Annotated in this window: 12 protein-coding genes; 3 read left to right on the top strand and 9 right to left on the bottom strand. The window is 63.0% G+C overall.

What is annotated here, in order from left to right:
• Nucleotides 1-22 precede the first annotated feature (22 nt).
• Together ispH and hpnH are read left to right on the top strand one after the other, a co-directional pair.
• Complete coding sequence (gene ispH / locus ACH79_RS22655; RefSeq protein ID WP_161852984.1) at nucleotides 23-949, top strand: 4-hydroxy-3-methylbut-2-enyl diphosphate reductase; 927 nt, start codon at nucleotides 23-25, stop codon at nucleotides 947-949.
• A gap of 67 nt (nucleotides 950-1,016) precedes the next feature.
• Nucleotides 1,017-2,177, top strand: a complete 1,161-nt coding sequence (hpnH, locus tag ACH79_RS22650) for an adenosyl-hopene transferase HpnH (protein WP_161852983.1) — start codon at nucleotides 1,017-1,019, stop codon at nucleotides 2,175-2,177.
• Between the two features lie 101 nt (nucleotides 2,178-2,278).
• Here the strand turns inward: hpnH and ACH79_RS22645 are convergent, their stop codons facing one another.
• The 7 genes from ACH79_RS22645 to ACH79_RS22615 form a co-directional block, all read right to left on the bottom strand.
• A complete protein-coding gene (locus ACH79_RS22645; protein ID WP_371419261.1) occupies nucleotides 2,279-3,025 on the bottom strand; it encodes a phosphorylase in 747 nt (248 codons plus the stop codon).
• Nucleotides 3,022-5,001 carry a squalene--hopene cyclase gene (shc, locus tag ACH79_RS22640; RefSeq protein WP_161856498.1) on the bottom strand — a complete coding sequence of 660 codons (1,980 nt, stop codon included), beginning with the start codon at nucleotides 4,999-5,001 and terminating at the stop codon, nucleotides 3,022-3,024. Before shc ends, ACH79_RS22645 begins: the two co-directional genes overlap by 4 nt.
• Nucleotides 5,002-5,066: 65 nt before the next feature.
• Nucleotides 5,067-6,320: a hydroxysqualene dehydroxylase HpnE gene (hpnE, locus tag ACH79_RS22635; protein ID WP_161852982.1), complete on the bottom strand. Its 1,254-nt coding sequence runs from the start codon at nucleotides 6,318-6,320 to the stop codon at nucleotides 5,067-5,069.
• On the bottom strand, nucleotides 6,320-7,159 hold the full coding sequence (hpnD, locus tag ACH79_RS22630) for a presqualene diphosphate synthase HpnD (protein WP_161852981.1): 840 nt from the start codon (nucleotides 7,157-7,159) through the stop codon (nucleotides 6,320-6,322). Before hpnD ends, hpnE begins: the two co-directional genes overlap by 1 nt.
• On the bottom strand, nucleotides 7,156-8,034 hold the full coding sequence (hpnC, locus tag ACH79_RS22625) for a squalene synthase HpnC (protein WP_161852980.1): 879 nt from the start codon (nucleotides 8,032-8,034) through the stop codon (nucleotides 7,156-7,158). Before hpnC ends, hpnD begins: the two co-directional genes overlap by 4 nt.
• A 193-nt stretch (nucleotides 8,035-8,227) precedes the next feature.
• Nucleotides 8,228-8,467 carry a hypothetical protein gene (locus tag ACH79_RS22620; RefSeq protein ID WP_161852979.1) on the bottom strand — a complete coding sequence of 80 codons (240 nt, stop codon included), beginning with the start codon at nucleotides 8,465-8,467 and terminating at the stop codon, nucleotides 8,228-8,230.
• Nucleotides 8,460-8,759, bottom strand: a complete 300-nt coding sequence (locus tag ACH79_RS22615; protein ID WP_161852978.1) for a hypothetical protein — start codon at nucleotides 8,757-8,759, stop codon at nucleotides 8,460-8,462. Before ACH79_RS22615 ends, ACH79_RS22620 begins: the two co-directional genes overlap by 8 nt.
• Before the next feature lie 146 nt (nucleotides 8,760-8,905).
• Here ACH79_RS22615 and ACH79_RS22610 point away from each other — a divergent pair, with 146 nt between their 5' ends.
• Nucleotides 8,906-9,409 carry a hypothetical protein gene (locus ACH79_RS22610; protein ID WP_161852977.1) on the top strand — a complete coding sequence of 168 codons (504 nt, stop codon included), beginning with the start codon at nucleotides 8,906-8,908 and terminating at the stop codon, nucleotides 9,407-9,409.
• A gap of 65 nt (nucleotides 9,410-9,474) precedes the next feature.
• Here the strand turns inward: ACH79_RS22610 and ACH79_RS22605 are convergent, their stop codons facing one another.
• Together ACH79_RS22605 and ACH79_RS22600 are read right to left on the bottom strand one after the other, a co-directional pair.
• Nucleotides 9,475-10,533, bottom strand: coding sequence for a hypothetical protein (locus tag ACH79_RS22605; protein WP_161852976.1), 1,059 nt, complete (start codon nucleotides 10,531-10,533; stop codon nucleotides 9,475-9,477).
• A gap of 138 nt (nucleotides 10,534-10,671) precedes the next feature.
• The gene (locus ACH79_RS22600; RefSeq protein WP_161852975.1) at nucleotides 10,672-13,062 is read right to left on the bottom strand and encodes an RND family transporter; all 2,391 of its coding nucleotides are present in this window, start codon (nucleotides 13,060-13,062) and stop codon (nucleotides 10,672-10,674) included.
• Between the last annotated feature and the right edge of the window lie 191 nt (nucleotides 13,063-13,253).

Below are 13,253 nucleotides of genomic sequence, written 5' to 3'. Positions count from 1 at the left end.
CAACTTGAGTAATGGACATCCCATGGAAGTGTATCTAGCGCAGCCCCGCGGATTTTGTGCGGGCGTCGTGCGTGCCATCGAAATCGTTGAGCGTGCGCTCGAGAAGTACGGTCCGCCGGTCTATGTCCGGCACGAGATCGTGCACAATAAATACGTGGTCGAAAGCCTGAAGGCCAAGGGCGCGATCTTCGTCGAGGACCTGTCAGAGGTTCCGCCGCTGGCGGTAACCGTCTTCAGCGCCCACGGCGTCGCTCGCACCGTCGAGGAAGAGGCCGCCGCCCGCGGCCTGCCCGTCCTCAATGCCACCTGCCCGCTGGTCACCAAGGTCCATAATCAGGGCAAACGGTATATGTCCAAGGGCCGGACCCTGGTCCTGATCGGGCATGCCGGCCACCCCGAGGTCGAGGGAACCATGGGCCAGGTTCCAGGCCCGGTTCTACTGGTCCAGAACGTCGACGAGGTGGCGGCGCTGACGCTGCCGACCGACGCCCCGGTGGCCTATATTACCCAGACCACCCTCAGCGTGGACGACACCAAGGACATAATCGCCGCCCTTCAGGCCAAATTTACAGATATTCAAGGCCCCGACATCCGGGATATCTGCTATGCGACACAGAACCGCCAATCTGCGGTAAGGGATCTGAGCAAGCTGGTGGACGTCATCTTGGTGGTGGGGGCCGCCAATAGTTCCAACTCAAACAGGCTCCGCGAAATCGGCACCGAGGTCGGGGTCGCGAGTTATCTCATTGCCGACGGGAGCGAGTTGAATCCCGATTGGCTGAAGGATGCAAAGGCGGTCGGTATTACGGCGGGCGCATCGGCGCCCGAAGTTTTGGTAGACGACGTGATCGAGGCTCTGAGGCGTATCGGACCCGTCAAGGTATCGGTGCTTCCCGGCCGGGAGGAGAACATCGAATTCCGGCTTCCAGCCGAACTGACTGCGGGCTGATCTGCTTCACAAGTTCCAAGTCTGGACCCTCAAGTCCAGACTGCAAGTTCAGAAAGAAAATCCCTCAATGGCAATACCGTTCTTCAAGGAAATGCGTATCGGCGGCTATCTCATGAAGCAGAAGCTGCTTGGCCGGAAACGCTACCCGCTCGTGCTGATGCTGGAGCCGCTGTTCCGCTGTAACCTCGCCTGCGTTGGCTGCGGCAAGATCGACTATCCCGATGCGATCCTCAACCGCCGCATGACCGCGCAGGAATGCTGGGATGCGGCCGACGAATGCGGCGCGCCCATGGTGGCGATCCCCGGCGGGGAACCTCTGATCCATAAGGAGATCGGCGAGATCGTGCGCGGTCTGGTCGAGCGCAAGAAGTTCGTCTCGCTGTGCACCAACGCGCTGCTTCTGGAAAAGAAGCTCGATCTGTTCGAGCCCTCGCCGTATCTGTTCTTCTCGGTGCATCTCGACGGCCTGAAGGAACATCACGACAAGGCGGTATCGCAGAAGGGCGTGTTCGACCGCGCGGTTTCCGCGATCAAGGCTGCGAAGGCGCGCGGCTTCACCGTCAACGTCAACGCCACGATCTTCGACGGCCATCCGGCGGAAGAGATCGCCAAATTCCTCGACCTCACGACCGAGCTCGGGGTCGGCGTCTCGATGTCGCCGGGTTACGCCTATGAGCGCGCCCCGGACCAGGACCACTTCCTCAACCGCACCAAGACCAAGAAGCTGTTCCGCGACGTCTTTGCGCTCGGCAAGGGCAAGAAGTGGAACTTCATGCATTCCGGCCTGTTCCTCGACTTCCTCGCCGGCAACCAGTCCTACGAATGCACCCCGTGGGGCATGCCGGCGCGCAACATCTTCGGCTGGCAGAAGCCGTGCTACCTGCTCGGCGAAGGCTATACCAAGACCTTCAAGGAGCTGATGGAGACCACGGACTGGGATTCCTACGGCACCGGCCGTTACGAAAAGTGCGCTGACTGCATGGCGCATTGCGGCTACGAGCCAACCGCGGCCACCGCGGCGCTCAACAACCCGCTCAAGGCGATGTGGGTGGCGCTCAGGGGCGTCCGCACCACCGGTCCGATGGCGCCCGAGATCGATCTCTCCAAGCAGCGCCCGGCGCAATACATCTTCTCCGAACAGGTTCAGAAGAAACTGTCGGAAATCCGCCGCGACGAGGCGGCTGCCGCCGCCGCCAAGCAGCAGGAAAAGGCTTCCACCGCCGCTTGAGCGGGATGAGCAAAAGATTAGGGCCTCGGTTCCTGAATGAACCGAGGCCCTTTCTTTTGTTTGACGCCCTTCGAAATCCTAAAGCCCAAAGCCGCGGCAGATCAGGCCTCCGCCATGGCAAGGCTCTCGCCATGCAGAAAGCCGCGGCAGCCGCGCAGCGAGCGTAGCGCGCGGTTGAAATCCAGTCCGGTGGAGACCAGCGCGCGCAACGAGGTCGGATTGCGCGCTACCCCGCGCAGCACCTTGCCGAGGTCGATGTCGCCATTCGGCTTGATCGCGTTCATGGCGATCGCGGGAAGCGCCCGGCTGGCCGGATCGGAAATGACGCGCAGCGCCGCGAACGGCAAGCCGGCCTCGGCCGCATAGGCTGCGGCAATATGGCTCTCCATATCGACGGCAGCTGCGCCCGTCTCCGAATGCAGCGCGGCCTTGCAGGCGGTCGCCGCGATCACCTGTTCCACGCCGGAAAGAACGCCGCGGACGACGCGCCGGCGACGAAGTGCCGCATGCGCGATCATTTCCTCGTTCAGCGCCAGACCAGCCAGAAAACGGGTATCGCCGGCCAGAACCTCGGTCGCCACCACCACGTCGCCGGACTTCAGCGACGGATCGAGCCCGCCAGCGACGCCGAATGAAATGACACCTCTGAAAGTGGTAGAATCCAGCGTTGCCAGCAGTGCGCGCAATTGCTGCGGATCGCTGGAACTGCAGATTACGATCATGCCGGGCCCGGCCGCGATGCGGGCTTCCTGCACCAATCCTGTAACAATCAAAACCGGCCGCGCATCGATCGAATCACGATCAATCTGATTGTCCGCAATCGCGGCGGCCCCCGCCCCCCAAGTCACATCCCGACCCCTACCACCCTGCTGTTGGTGCTTCTCAAATTCCGATACCGCGCCAGCGCCCAGAGCGGAAAGAATTTCGAGTAGCCATGATACCGCAAATAAAACACCCGCGGAAAGCCTGTAGCCGTGTAACGCGCCTCGTCCCAAAGCCCTTTCTCGGTCTGTGTGGCTTTTAGGTACTCCACGCCGCGCACGACAGCCGGGTTCTCCACCTCTCCGGCCGCCATCAATCCAAGCAAGGCCCATGCCGTTTGCGAGGACGTCGACGGCGCATCCTCGAATCCCTTGTAGTCCAAGCGATAGCTGACGGCATCCTCGCCCCAGCCGCCATCCTTGTTCTGGATCGAAACCAGCCAATCCACAGCCTTGCGCATCATCGGATCCTGGTGGTCGACGCCGGCGGCGTTGAGCGCGCAGAGCACTGACCAGGTTCCGTAGATGTAGTTCAGACCCCAGCGGCCGTACCATGACCCTTCCGCGAGCTGGGTGCGGCGCAAATAGGCGATCCCGTCCGCGACCGACTTGCTGGTCTCGGCGGTCTCGCCGAGCTGCGCCAGCATCGAGATGCAGCGCGCGGTGACGTCCTCGGTCGGCGGATCGAGCAGCGCGCCGTGATCGGAGAACGGGATGTTGTTGAGATAGTATTCGAGATTGTTGACGTCGAAAGCGGCCCAGCCGCCATCGCGGCTCTGCAGGCCCTCGATCCACTCGCGGCCGCGCGCAATTGCCGTATCATATTCCTTGCCGCCGGACTGACGGCGCGTCCGGTCCATCGCCATCACCACCACGGCGGTGTCGTCGAGGTCGGGATAATGGGCGTTGTTGTACTGGAACGCCCAGCCGCCGGGGCGGACGTCGGGCGCCTTTGCCGCCCAGTCGCCCTTGAGGTCGAGCACCTGCCGTGGCTTCAGCCAGTCGAGGCCATCCTTCATTTTCTTGAGCGTATCCTCGCCGCCGGCCTCCGCCAGCGCGTGGCAGGTCAGCGCGGTGTCCCACACCGGCGAGACGCAGGGCTGGCAATAGGCCTCGTGTTCACCGATCACCAGCAGCTTGTCGATGCCCTTGCGGGTGACCGCGCGCGGCGGATAGTCGGCATCCTTGCCGAGCGCGTCATACATCATGACGATGTTGGCCATCGGCGGATAGATCGCGCCCATGCCGTCTTCGCCATTCAGCCGCTCCTCGGTGAACGCAAGCGCCGCGTCGATCGCGCGCTGGCGCAGCTTTTTCGGAAATAGCGGCTCGACCACGCGCAGGATCTTGTCGAGCGTACTGAACAGCGTGAACCAGCCCCAGCTCTGATGCGGCGCCTTCTTGTTCATGCCGACCGATTTGGGATCCTGCAGGAACAGTTCGTCGATGCCGACGCCCTTGGGATTCCTCGCCAACGGCTTCAGCGCCGCCAGCACCATCAGCGGCACGATCGTGGTGCGCGCCCAGTAGGAAATCTTGTTGAGATGGAACGGCGACCACATCGGCAGCAGCATGATCTCGACCGGCAATACCGGCACCGCTCGCCAGCTCAGCACGCCGTAGAAAGCGAGCAAGAACCGCGTGAAGACGTTGACGCGGGCAGCACCGCCGTGGCTGTGGATCGCCTCGCGCGCGCGCACCATGTGCGGCGCATCGACGGAATCGCCGATCATCTTCAGCGCAAAATAGGATTTGACGCTGGCGCTCATGTCGAGCGGGCCGTCCTGTACCAGCGGCCAGCCGCCATGATTGCCTTGCGTGCGGCGCAGATAGTTGGCGATCTTGGCTTCGAGTTCGCTGTCGACGGGCTCGCCGAGATAGTGCCGCAGCAGGATATATTCGGAAGGAATGGTGCTGTCGGCCTCCAGTTCGAACACAAAGTGTCCATCGGATTGCCGATAGCCCAGCAGCGCTTCGGTCGCCGACGAGATGCTCCTCTCCAGCGCGACGGGATCTACTGTCGCGACGGAATCGGCTGCGATGGTTTTGTCGATGGCAAGCATTTCGCTATACATCCCTATCTTCGCGACAGGCTCTGTGAAGCCGGTCACGCACGTCCGGCCAGGCCTCAAGACCTCGCCAGGACCAGATCGGCGGCGCGGTCACCCGACCGCACCGATCCCTCGATGGTTGCCGGCAGCCCGGTATCGGTCCAGTCGCCGGCGAGAAACAGGTTTTTGAATGAAGTCACCGCCCCCGGCCGTAGCGCATTTTGCTCCGGCGTCGCCTCGAACGTAGCACGGCGTTCGCGCACGATCTGCCAGGGCGGCAGCGGCAATTCGGCCGGCAGGCCGGCTGCCTTGCAGACGTCGCGCCAGATCGCCAGCGCGAGTTCTTCGCGCGGCATATCGACCAGCCGATCGCCATTGCTGATGGTGATCGACAGCCGCTGCGGGAACGCGAACAGCCATTCAACGAGACCACCGACGACGCCGAGAATCGGCGCCGCATCCTTCGGCGGATCGTAGCGGAAATGCGCATTGACGATGGCGCGGAATTTTGTCGGCGTCTTCAGGCCTGGCAGTAGCGATGCCGCGGGTCGCGGCGGCACCGCGAGCACCACGACATCGTCGGGACCAAGTGCAACCGTGTCGCTGCCGAATTTCAGTTCGCCGACGGCGTTCCCCGTCATCGCGAACTCGCGCAACTCATGGCCGAACTGGACCGAGGCCCCCTTGTCCTGCAACAGCTTGATCGCGGGCTCGACCAGCACCGCGCTGAGGCCATCGCGCGCGATCAGCGGCCGGCAGGCCTGCCCGCCCGCCAGCAGCGTTTCCCGCACAATTGCGCCGGCCAGGCCCGCCGAGCCCTCGGGCGGATCGACATTGAGCGCGGCCAGCAGCAGCGGCTGCACCAGCCGGTCGTACAGCGTGCCCTTGCAGGGGATCGTGTCGCCGACCAGTTTGCCGGTGCCCGCCCAAATCAGCGGCATCAAGGCGAGATAGTCGCGCAGCCCGGTATCGGGAACACGGCGCGCCTCGTCGAACACCCACAGCGGCAGTTTGCCATCGCCGAGGTCGAGCAGCCAGCGCTGGCCTGTTGAGATGTCGGCAAAGGGAAACTGCGCCAGCTTCGGCCCGACCAGCCCGGCCTCGGTGCCGATCGACCTGGCATAGGCCCGTGCATGGCTATTGCCGGACAACAACAGATGGTTGCCGTTGTCGATGGTGAGATTGGTGGCCGCGTCGAAATAGGAACGGCAGCGGCCGCCGGCCTGTTGCGTGGCCTCGTGCACATGCACGCGGTAATTGGCGTTGGCGAGCCGCACGGCCGCCGAAAGGCCGGAAATGCCGGCGCCGATGATATGAGCGTTTTTCTGCATCAGATGATCGCGTAACGGAGAAGGATGGCAATCTTCGCCCATTTGTGGACGCGGACCGGCTCGCGCGGAGGGGCAAAGCCCCTCGCCAGCAACAGGTCCAGAATCACGCGGTAATATTTCGACATGATCCGCGGCGCGCGCACGACGCGCCGCGAATTGCGTTTCATGATTTCGTCGGCTTTCTCAAAATGCTTTTTCGCGCGCTCGCCCAGCGCCAGGCAAACTTTCGGCAATGCGCGATCGACGGTCACGCGCTGCGGATCGTCGGTCGTGATGCCGGCAAGCAGCAGGCTTTCGCGGGGCAAATACAGACGGCCGAGGCCGGCGTCTTCATCGATGTCGCGCAGGATGTTGGTCAATTGCAGCGCGCGGCCGAGATGGTGGGCGAGCAGGATGCCGTCTTCCTCGGGCAGGCCGAACACGCGTACCGACAGGCGGCCGACGGCGCTGGCGACGCGGTCGCAATAAAGATCGAGGGTGGCGAGGTCCGGCGCGCGGATGTCCTGCGGCACGTCCATCTCCATGCCGTCGACGATCGCGAGAAAATCCTCGCGCTTGAGGCCGAAGGCTTTGACGGATGCGGCGTAATCCTGCAGGCGCGGCGGCGGATGGCCCTGATAGAGAGCGTCGATGTCGTCGCGCCATTGCTGGAGCGCGGCGAGCCGCTCCGGTCGCGGTCCGTGGGAGTCGGCGATGTCGTCGACCTGCCGGCAGAAGCTGTAGATCTGGAACATTGCCTCGCGCTGGTCGCGGGGCAGGATGCGCATCGCGGCATAGAACGAGCTGCCCGACGCGGTGGTGCCGTAATCTGCGTTGGCCGCCGCCGTCTGCACCGTCATGCGCCGGCCGCCGGTTTCGAGAGCGGGCGGCGTCCCACCGCGCGGCGGGCAATCTCGCCCGCGATGCCGCCGAAGGTATGGCCGAGCAACTCCAGCTTGCTCAAATGCACGCGCTCGCTGAGCGGATCGCGCACCTTCAGCATGCCGACGATCTGGTCGGCAAATGCCTGGATTACGGAAATATCCAGCCCGAGCCGGAAATCCTTTACTTCGGCGCTCAACGATTTGCTTTCATTCAGCAGGGTTTCGGTGCGCACCGCGAGCGCATGAAGGCATTGCAATAGCGCCGGCTGCGACTTCGCCTCGCCCAGCATCTCGACGGTGGCGCCGCTGGCGGCCAGTGCGTCGCGCGGCAGGTAGACGCGGTTGAGATTCCTGTAGTCCTTGCCGCAGTCCTGCAAATGGTTGTTGATCTGCAAGCCCGCGCATAGCGCGTCGGATGCGGCCCAGGTCGAGGTGCTCTCGCCATGGACATCGAGCATGAAGCGGCCGACCGGCATGGCTGAATAGCGGCAATAGTGAATGACGTCGTCCCAGTTCTCGTAGCGCAGCTTGGTGACGTCCATCCGGAACGCCACCAGCACGTCGAGCGCGTGCCGCGGCGCCATTGAACGCTCGGCAAGAGCCTGGCGCAGGATGACCGCTTCCTTCTGCGTATCGCCCTTGCCCAGTAGCTCGGCCTCGAACAGATCGAGATAGCGCAGCTTCTCGTCTGCGCTGAGCTCGGCATGATCGGCGATGTCGTCGGCCGTCCGGACGAAATTATAGAATGCAAGAATCAGCGCCCGGTGACGCGGATGAATGATCCATGACGCGACCGGAAAATTCTCGTCGCGGTCGGTCTTTCCGGATCGCAGGTCGCTCGCGGTGGTCATCAGGAACTGGCTACATCAATCGGGATTGGCCGCATGCGCCGATGCTTCGGCGCATGCAAGGTGATTGCGGGCCCCATATAGGGGAATCCGCAGCCAAAACCAATGCTATATGGGCTGATTAGCCCCGCCCGTGACGCGCGTCATAGAGCCGGAAAATGGCTCTGCCGCGAGGGTTAACGGACGCTGGAGCGTCTTATTGGCCGTTGTTCTTGAGAACCTGGTTGCAGGCCGGGCTGATCTTGGGCCGATTCTCCTTGAGGCACGCCAGGATCGTCAGATCGCCCTGATCGATGACCGGACGGCAGAACTTCTGCACATCGCGCGTACAGGCCTTCTGCTCCTCCGCCGTTCCGCTGCGCTGTTGCTGGGCGAAGGCGGCGTTCGACGAAACCGAGATCGATAACAAGGTGAGGGCCAGGAGAGATTTACGCATCGTATTCCTTCATTTCGGCAGCATGAAATCCTGTTCCCGATTTGCGTTTCGGCATCGCCGGGGGGATTTTGTGGGATGGCAGGTGCCGCGTAGCGCAGCAGCGTGCCGACGACAAGCAGGGCAAATGCGGCCAAATTTGCGGCGACATCGACGACGACTTCAGCACGTTAAATAACCAACTGATATTTAACGTGTATTTTTGCAACAGCCGCCCAGCAATTGGATATTGCAGACGACGCGGCGCAAAGCTAGATGCTGCAGCGACGGTGCCGATGCGAACGATCGATTCCATTCGGCTGCCTGTGCCCATTTTCCTGCCGCAACCGGTGGAAACGGCACCGCCGTCATTTGAACCTAAGATACTGCGGGAACACTAAATCTTCGATGCGGCGAGACGTATCTTTGCAAAAGAACGTCTATTTGATGGGAAAACTCACGATGAAACTATTTGGTTCCAGGTTGCTCGGTCAGGCTCTCGCAGCGGCCGGCGTCGGCGCCGCGCTCATGTTGTCGGTCACCGCAAGCCATGCCCAGGCGGGCGGCCCGTTTGCCGGCTTTGATGGAAACTGGAGCGGCACCGGCACGGTCGCGCTTTCCAACGGCACCACCGAGAACATCCGCTGCAAGGCCGATTACAAAGTCAACGCCAACGGGCTTGGCCTGAAGCAAAATCTGCACTGCGCCAGCGACAGCTACAAATTCGACCTGTCGAGCGACGTCACCAGTCAGGGTGACCGCATCTCCGGCAACTGGAGCGAAAAGAGCCGCAATATCTTCGGCAATCTGCAGGGCACCGCAGGTGGCGGCCAGATCGAGGTGTTCGTCGAGGCCTCCGGATTTGCGGCCAACCTGAATTTGCGCACCACCGGCAACAAGCAGTCCGTGCAGATCGACTCCAAGGGTGAGATCCGCGGCGTCAAGATCACGATGACGAGAACCTGATACAGCCTTTCGAGGCAGCGCGAATGGCGGCGTCCAGCGCCGCCATTTTTCATTTGTGTAGCTCGTTAGCCGAACTTCCACTGCCAGCAGGGGTCACCGCGGTCGCGGCGTTGCGTTACTTCGACACGCATGAAGCGATCATGCGCAAGCGCCGCTCCCACCCACAATTCGTTCCAGGCGTCGAACACGGCAGGCGACAGCGCTTCACGTTCCGCCATCAGACGCCATGACGTCTGGCGCACGGTCGCAGTCGAGCCTTCCACCTGCAGTTCCGCGTCATCGTCCTGCCCCCTCGCGAGCCGGGCGAAGGCTTTGGCGAAACCCGCCGCTCCCGCTTCCACGCCGCCCAATAACGCAGCGACGTCGTCGAAGGTGTGCATCCCGACGAGCCGCGCCGCGGCGCCGGCGAGATGGCCGCCCTCTTCTGGGCCGAGCACCCTGATCGTCTCAGGCACGATCGAGGTGACGTACTCCATCGCATAATTGCGCAGCACCTTCTGCAGCCGCTCCTCCGGCCATGTGTTCTCCGGCAGCCGCGGCGCACGATCGGCGCGAAACGGCGGGCAACGCTCGCCGGGGGAAAACTGCAGCCGCTCTTCCGGCGCGAGCTCGCGATCCCACTCCTTGTAGTAACCTTCCAGCCCTGGCTGGCCGTCGACGGTCTGGCCCGTGCAGACAAAGCCGAGCCTGGGATTGCCGAGCACGACGCCGTTGTTGGCGTGCCACCCGCGCAGCATCGCCCGCGACACTTCGGAAGGAATGCCGCAGATCGCGGTACCCGACCAGATCCAGCGCGGCGGCGGATAGCGCACCCAGGCCTTGCTGTCGCTCTCATGGACATACTCGACCTTCACGCCGCCGACCTGGTTCGAGAGATAGTGATATTGCGCGCAGGCGACCGCATGCGGGAGCTTGTCGAGACCGAGCTTCTTCAATCCGGGCAGGAAGCGCGCCAGTTGCTGCCGCCGGAAGGTGCGGAACACCACCTCGGCGGCGCGCGGCGCGCCGGCCCGCGAGGCCAGCATCAGGATCAGCCCGGTGAGATAGGAATGGTAGATGTGTTCGACCGCGCGGTAGGCGGCAGCGTCGGCCGCAGGTCGGACGGCTAATCCTGCAGACGTCATTCCTCAGCCCTTCTGCGGCTGCCGTTGATCGGCAGCGTTGTTATGCTCGAGCCTTATCCGGCTCTCGCTTTTTTGTTTGACGCGTTTTCTTTACGCGAACCGGGATCCGCTTCGCTCGAAAACGCTATGTATTGCCTGCTATCCGGCAGACTTGTTCTCCGCCGGCTTGGTGTGGTCGATCCCGCGAATCTTCTCCGACAGATTGATCAGGAACATCGAGGTCGGCCGCAGGATGAATAGGTCGGCCACCAGCGCTGCGATCATCGAGAAGGCGCTGAGCCAGCCGAACAGCCGCAGCGACGGCAGGTCGGAGAACACGGTGACGACGAGACCGCAGGCCAGCACCACCGTGGTCAGGATCAGCGCCGGGCCGACCAGCACAGTGGCGCGCTCCACCGCCAGCGCCGAGCCGACGCCCGGCTTGCTCTCCAGCCGCAAGCGGTTGAGGAAGTGGATGGTGGCGGAAAGCCCGAGGCCAAACGACACCGTCAGCGCGACCACGCTGGCGAATTGCAGGCCCTCGCCCAGTATCCACAGCACCGTGCCCGATGCCACGACCGGGAAAATGCCGGGCAGAATGCAGGAGAACATCACCACGACCGAGCGGAATGCGAGGCCGATGAAGACCGCGACCAGCAGGAACTCGATCGTCAGGCCGTGATTGAGCTTCGAAATCATGTTGGCGCTGTTGCGGGCGGCGATCGCCGACAGACCTGTGACCGCGATCTCAAAACCGGGATGCTCGGCGCGCACCTTGTCGAGCGCCTTGTCGAGCTTGTCGACCACGGGAAGGATTTCGCTGGAATCGAGATCGGGCACGCGGCCCGACACCACCACCGCATCTTGATCGGCCGAGATGAAACGGCGGACCAGATGCTCGGGGATGACGCTGACATATTGCTTCAGCGTTTCGACGTCGCCGCTGCCGGCTTTCTCGGCGAGCCAGCGGCGCAGGGTTTCGAGCGACCAGACGTTGCCGACGCCGGCCGATTTCTCGACCATGGCGTGAACTTCGGCGATCGTCTTCAGCGTATCCGGCGCATAGAGCGAGGCTCCCTTGGGGAATTCGATCAGCACGTCGATCGGATTGGCGCCGGTGAGCTTGGCGTCGAGGCGGCTCGACGCCGCCACTGCCTGCCGCTTGTCCGGCACCTGGTCCGCGAGCCGATAGCGCGGCTCCAGCGTGGCGTAGATATAGCCGAGTGCACCGACAAAGAGCAGCGCGATCAGGCTGAACATGCCGGGGCGGCCGACCATGCGCACCGCGATCCAGTAGCAGAAATTGCGCAGCATCTGCACGCCGGCATCCGCGCTCTGGAACTTGACCGCAAAGATCTTCTCGTTGCGGACGAACAGCACGCCGAATACCGGAACCAGCGAGAGCACGGCGACCAGCGCGATGATGGTGGCGGCAAGGCCGGCCTCGCCGAATTTGCGGATCAGTTCGGAATCGGAGAATTGCAGGGCAATGAACGAAATGCCGGCGGTTGCATGGGTGAGCACGCAGGCCGGGCCCACCACCAGCACGGCATTGGTGAAGGCGGTCAGCTTGTCCTGGCCCGCGATCAGGCGATCGCGCGCCGCGAACGTCAACTGCATCGAGTCCGAGAAGCTGATCACCATGATGAGCGGCGTCATCACGTTCAGGAACATGTTGAGATTGAAACCGGCCCAGCCGAGGCCGCCGAGCGCGAGCAGGATCGCGATGATCGGCGGGAAAGCCGCGACCACCATGAACGATATCTTGCGGAAGAAAATGATCGCGATGATACAGCCGGCCAGAATGCCGAGGATGTTGTAGGTCAGCCCGTCGCGCTTGACCGCGTTGCGGATCTCGAGCTGCATGACGGGCACGCCGGAAAGCTGCGCGTTGAGACCGCTGCCGGCGAGATCCTCGGCCATGATCTTCCGCATTTCCCCGACCACCTTGCCGAGCTCGTTTGAGGAAACGACCTTCGGCTCCAGCGACAGGACGATCAGCGCCAGCGTGCCGTCTTCCGACAACAGCTTGCCGCGAATGATCTCGTTCGATTTGACGGTCTCGGCGAACTTCTCGTAGGCGGCGCCTTGCGGCAGTTCAGGCGGGAACAGCGCGGCGGGCAGCTTGCCGGGCTCCGGCGCCTGGCGCGCCGAAAACAGCGAGACCAGACCGCGCACGCCCTCGACCAGTTGCAGGTCGGTGACCATGTCGCGGATCTTTTCGAGGTTCTCGCGAGCCAGCAGCGTTTTGCCCTCGACCACGACGAGCACGTCGAATTCGGTCGCCGGGAAGCGCTTGGTCACGGCCTCGTATTGCTTGTAGTCCTTGGAGTCGGAGCGGAACAACTGGCTCAGCGAGTCGTCGATCTTGATCCGCTCGATGCCGAACAGCGCGGCCACGATCAGCGCGGCGAGAATGATCAGGGACAGGATCGGCGCCTTGACCGCGATCAGGCCCATGCGCTCGAGCCCGAAGGCGATGCTCTTGCCCGGCGGCGGCTCCTCGATGGCTTCGACGTGGACGTGACTTTCGGAGTTCTTGTCGAGCATACCCTGTCCAGTTCTCACGTCGGCCTGTTCGTGCAGCTTGGCTTATGCAGTTGGTGGCGCGAAGGCGGCTTTGACAACCATCATCCGATCGGCGCTAACCATTGAAATCACGCGGTAAATTAACCGGCGCCGTTTTACAGGGCGAAGCCCCATCCGGCAAGCATGCGGGAGAGGGCAAATCGGCATGAAGA

The sequence above is a fragment of the Bradyrhizobium sp. CCBAU 051011 genome, assembly GCF_009930815.1.
In the GTDB taxonomy this organism is placed as follows: domain Bacteria; phylum Pseudomonadota; class Alphaproteobacteria; order Rhizobiales; family Xanthobacteraceae; genus Bradyrhizobium.
Note: the sequence above shows the minus strand (reverse complement) of the source record. Positions and strands in the feature narration are given on the sequence as shown.

Coding starts and splice junctions, on each gene's coding strand:
- ispH (WP_161852984.1), top strand. CDS start 23: ATGGAAGTGTATCTAGCGCAGCCCCGCGGATTTTGTGCGGGCGTCGTG.
- shc (WP_161856498.1), bottom strand. CDS start 5,001: ATGCTTGCCATCGACAAAACCATCGCAGCCGATTCCGTCGCGACAGTA.
- ACH79_RS22620 (WP_161852979.1), bottom strand. CDS start 8,467: ATGCGTAAATCTCTCCTGGCCCTCACCTTGTTATCGATCTCGGTTTCG.
- hpnH (WP_161852983.1), top strand. CDS start 1,017: ATGGCAATACCGTTCTTCAAGGAAATGCGTATCGGCGGCTATCTCATG.
- ACH79_RS22610 (WP_161852977.1), top strand. CDS start 8,906: ATGAAACTATTTGGTTCCAGGTTGCTCGGTCAGGCTCTCGCAGCGGCC.
- ACH79_RS22615 (WP_161852978.1), bottom strand. CDS start 8,759: ATGGAATCGATCGTTCGCATCGGCACCGTCGCTGCAGCATCTAGCTTT.
- hpnD (WP_161852981.1), bottom strand. CDS start 7,159: ATGACGGTGCAGACGGCGGCGGCCAACGCAGATTACGGCACCACCGCG.
- ACH79_RS22605 (WP_161852976.1), bottom strand. CDS start 10,533: ATGACGTCTGCAGGATTAGCCGTCCGACCTGCGGCCGACGCTGCCGCC.
- hpnC (WP_161852980.1), bottom strand. CDS start 8,034: ATGACCACCGCGAGCGACCTGCGATCCGGAAAGACCGACCGCGACGAG.
- ACH79_RS22600 (WP_161852975.1), bottom strand. CDS start 13,062: ATGCTCGACAAGAACTCCGAAAGTCACGTCCACGTCGAAGCCATCGAG.
- hpnE (WP_161852982.1), bottom strand. CDS start 6,320: ATGCAGAAAAACGCTCATATCATCGGCGCCGGCATTTCCGGCCTTTCG.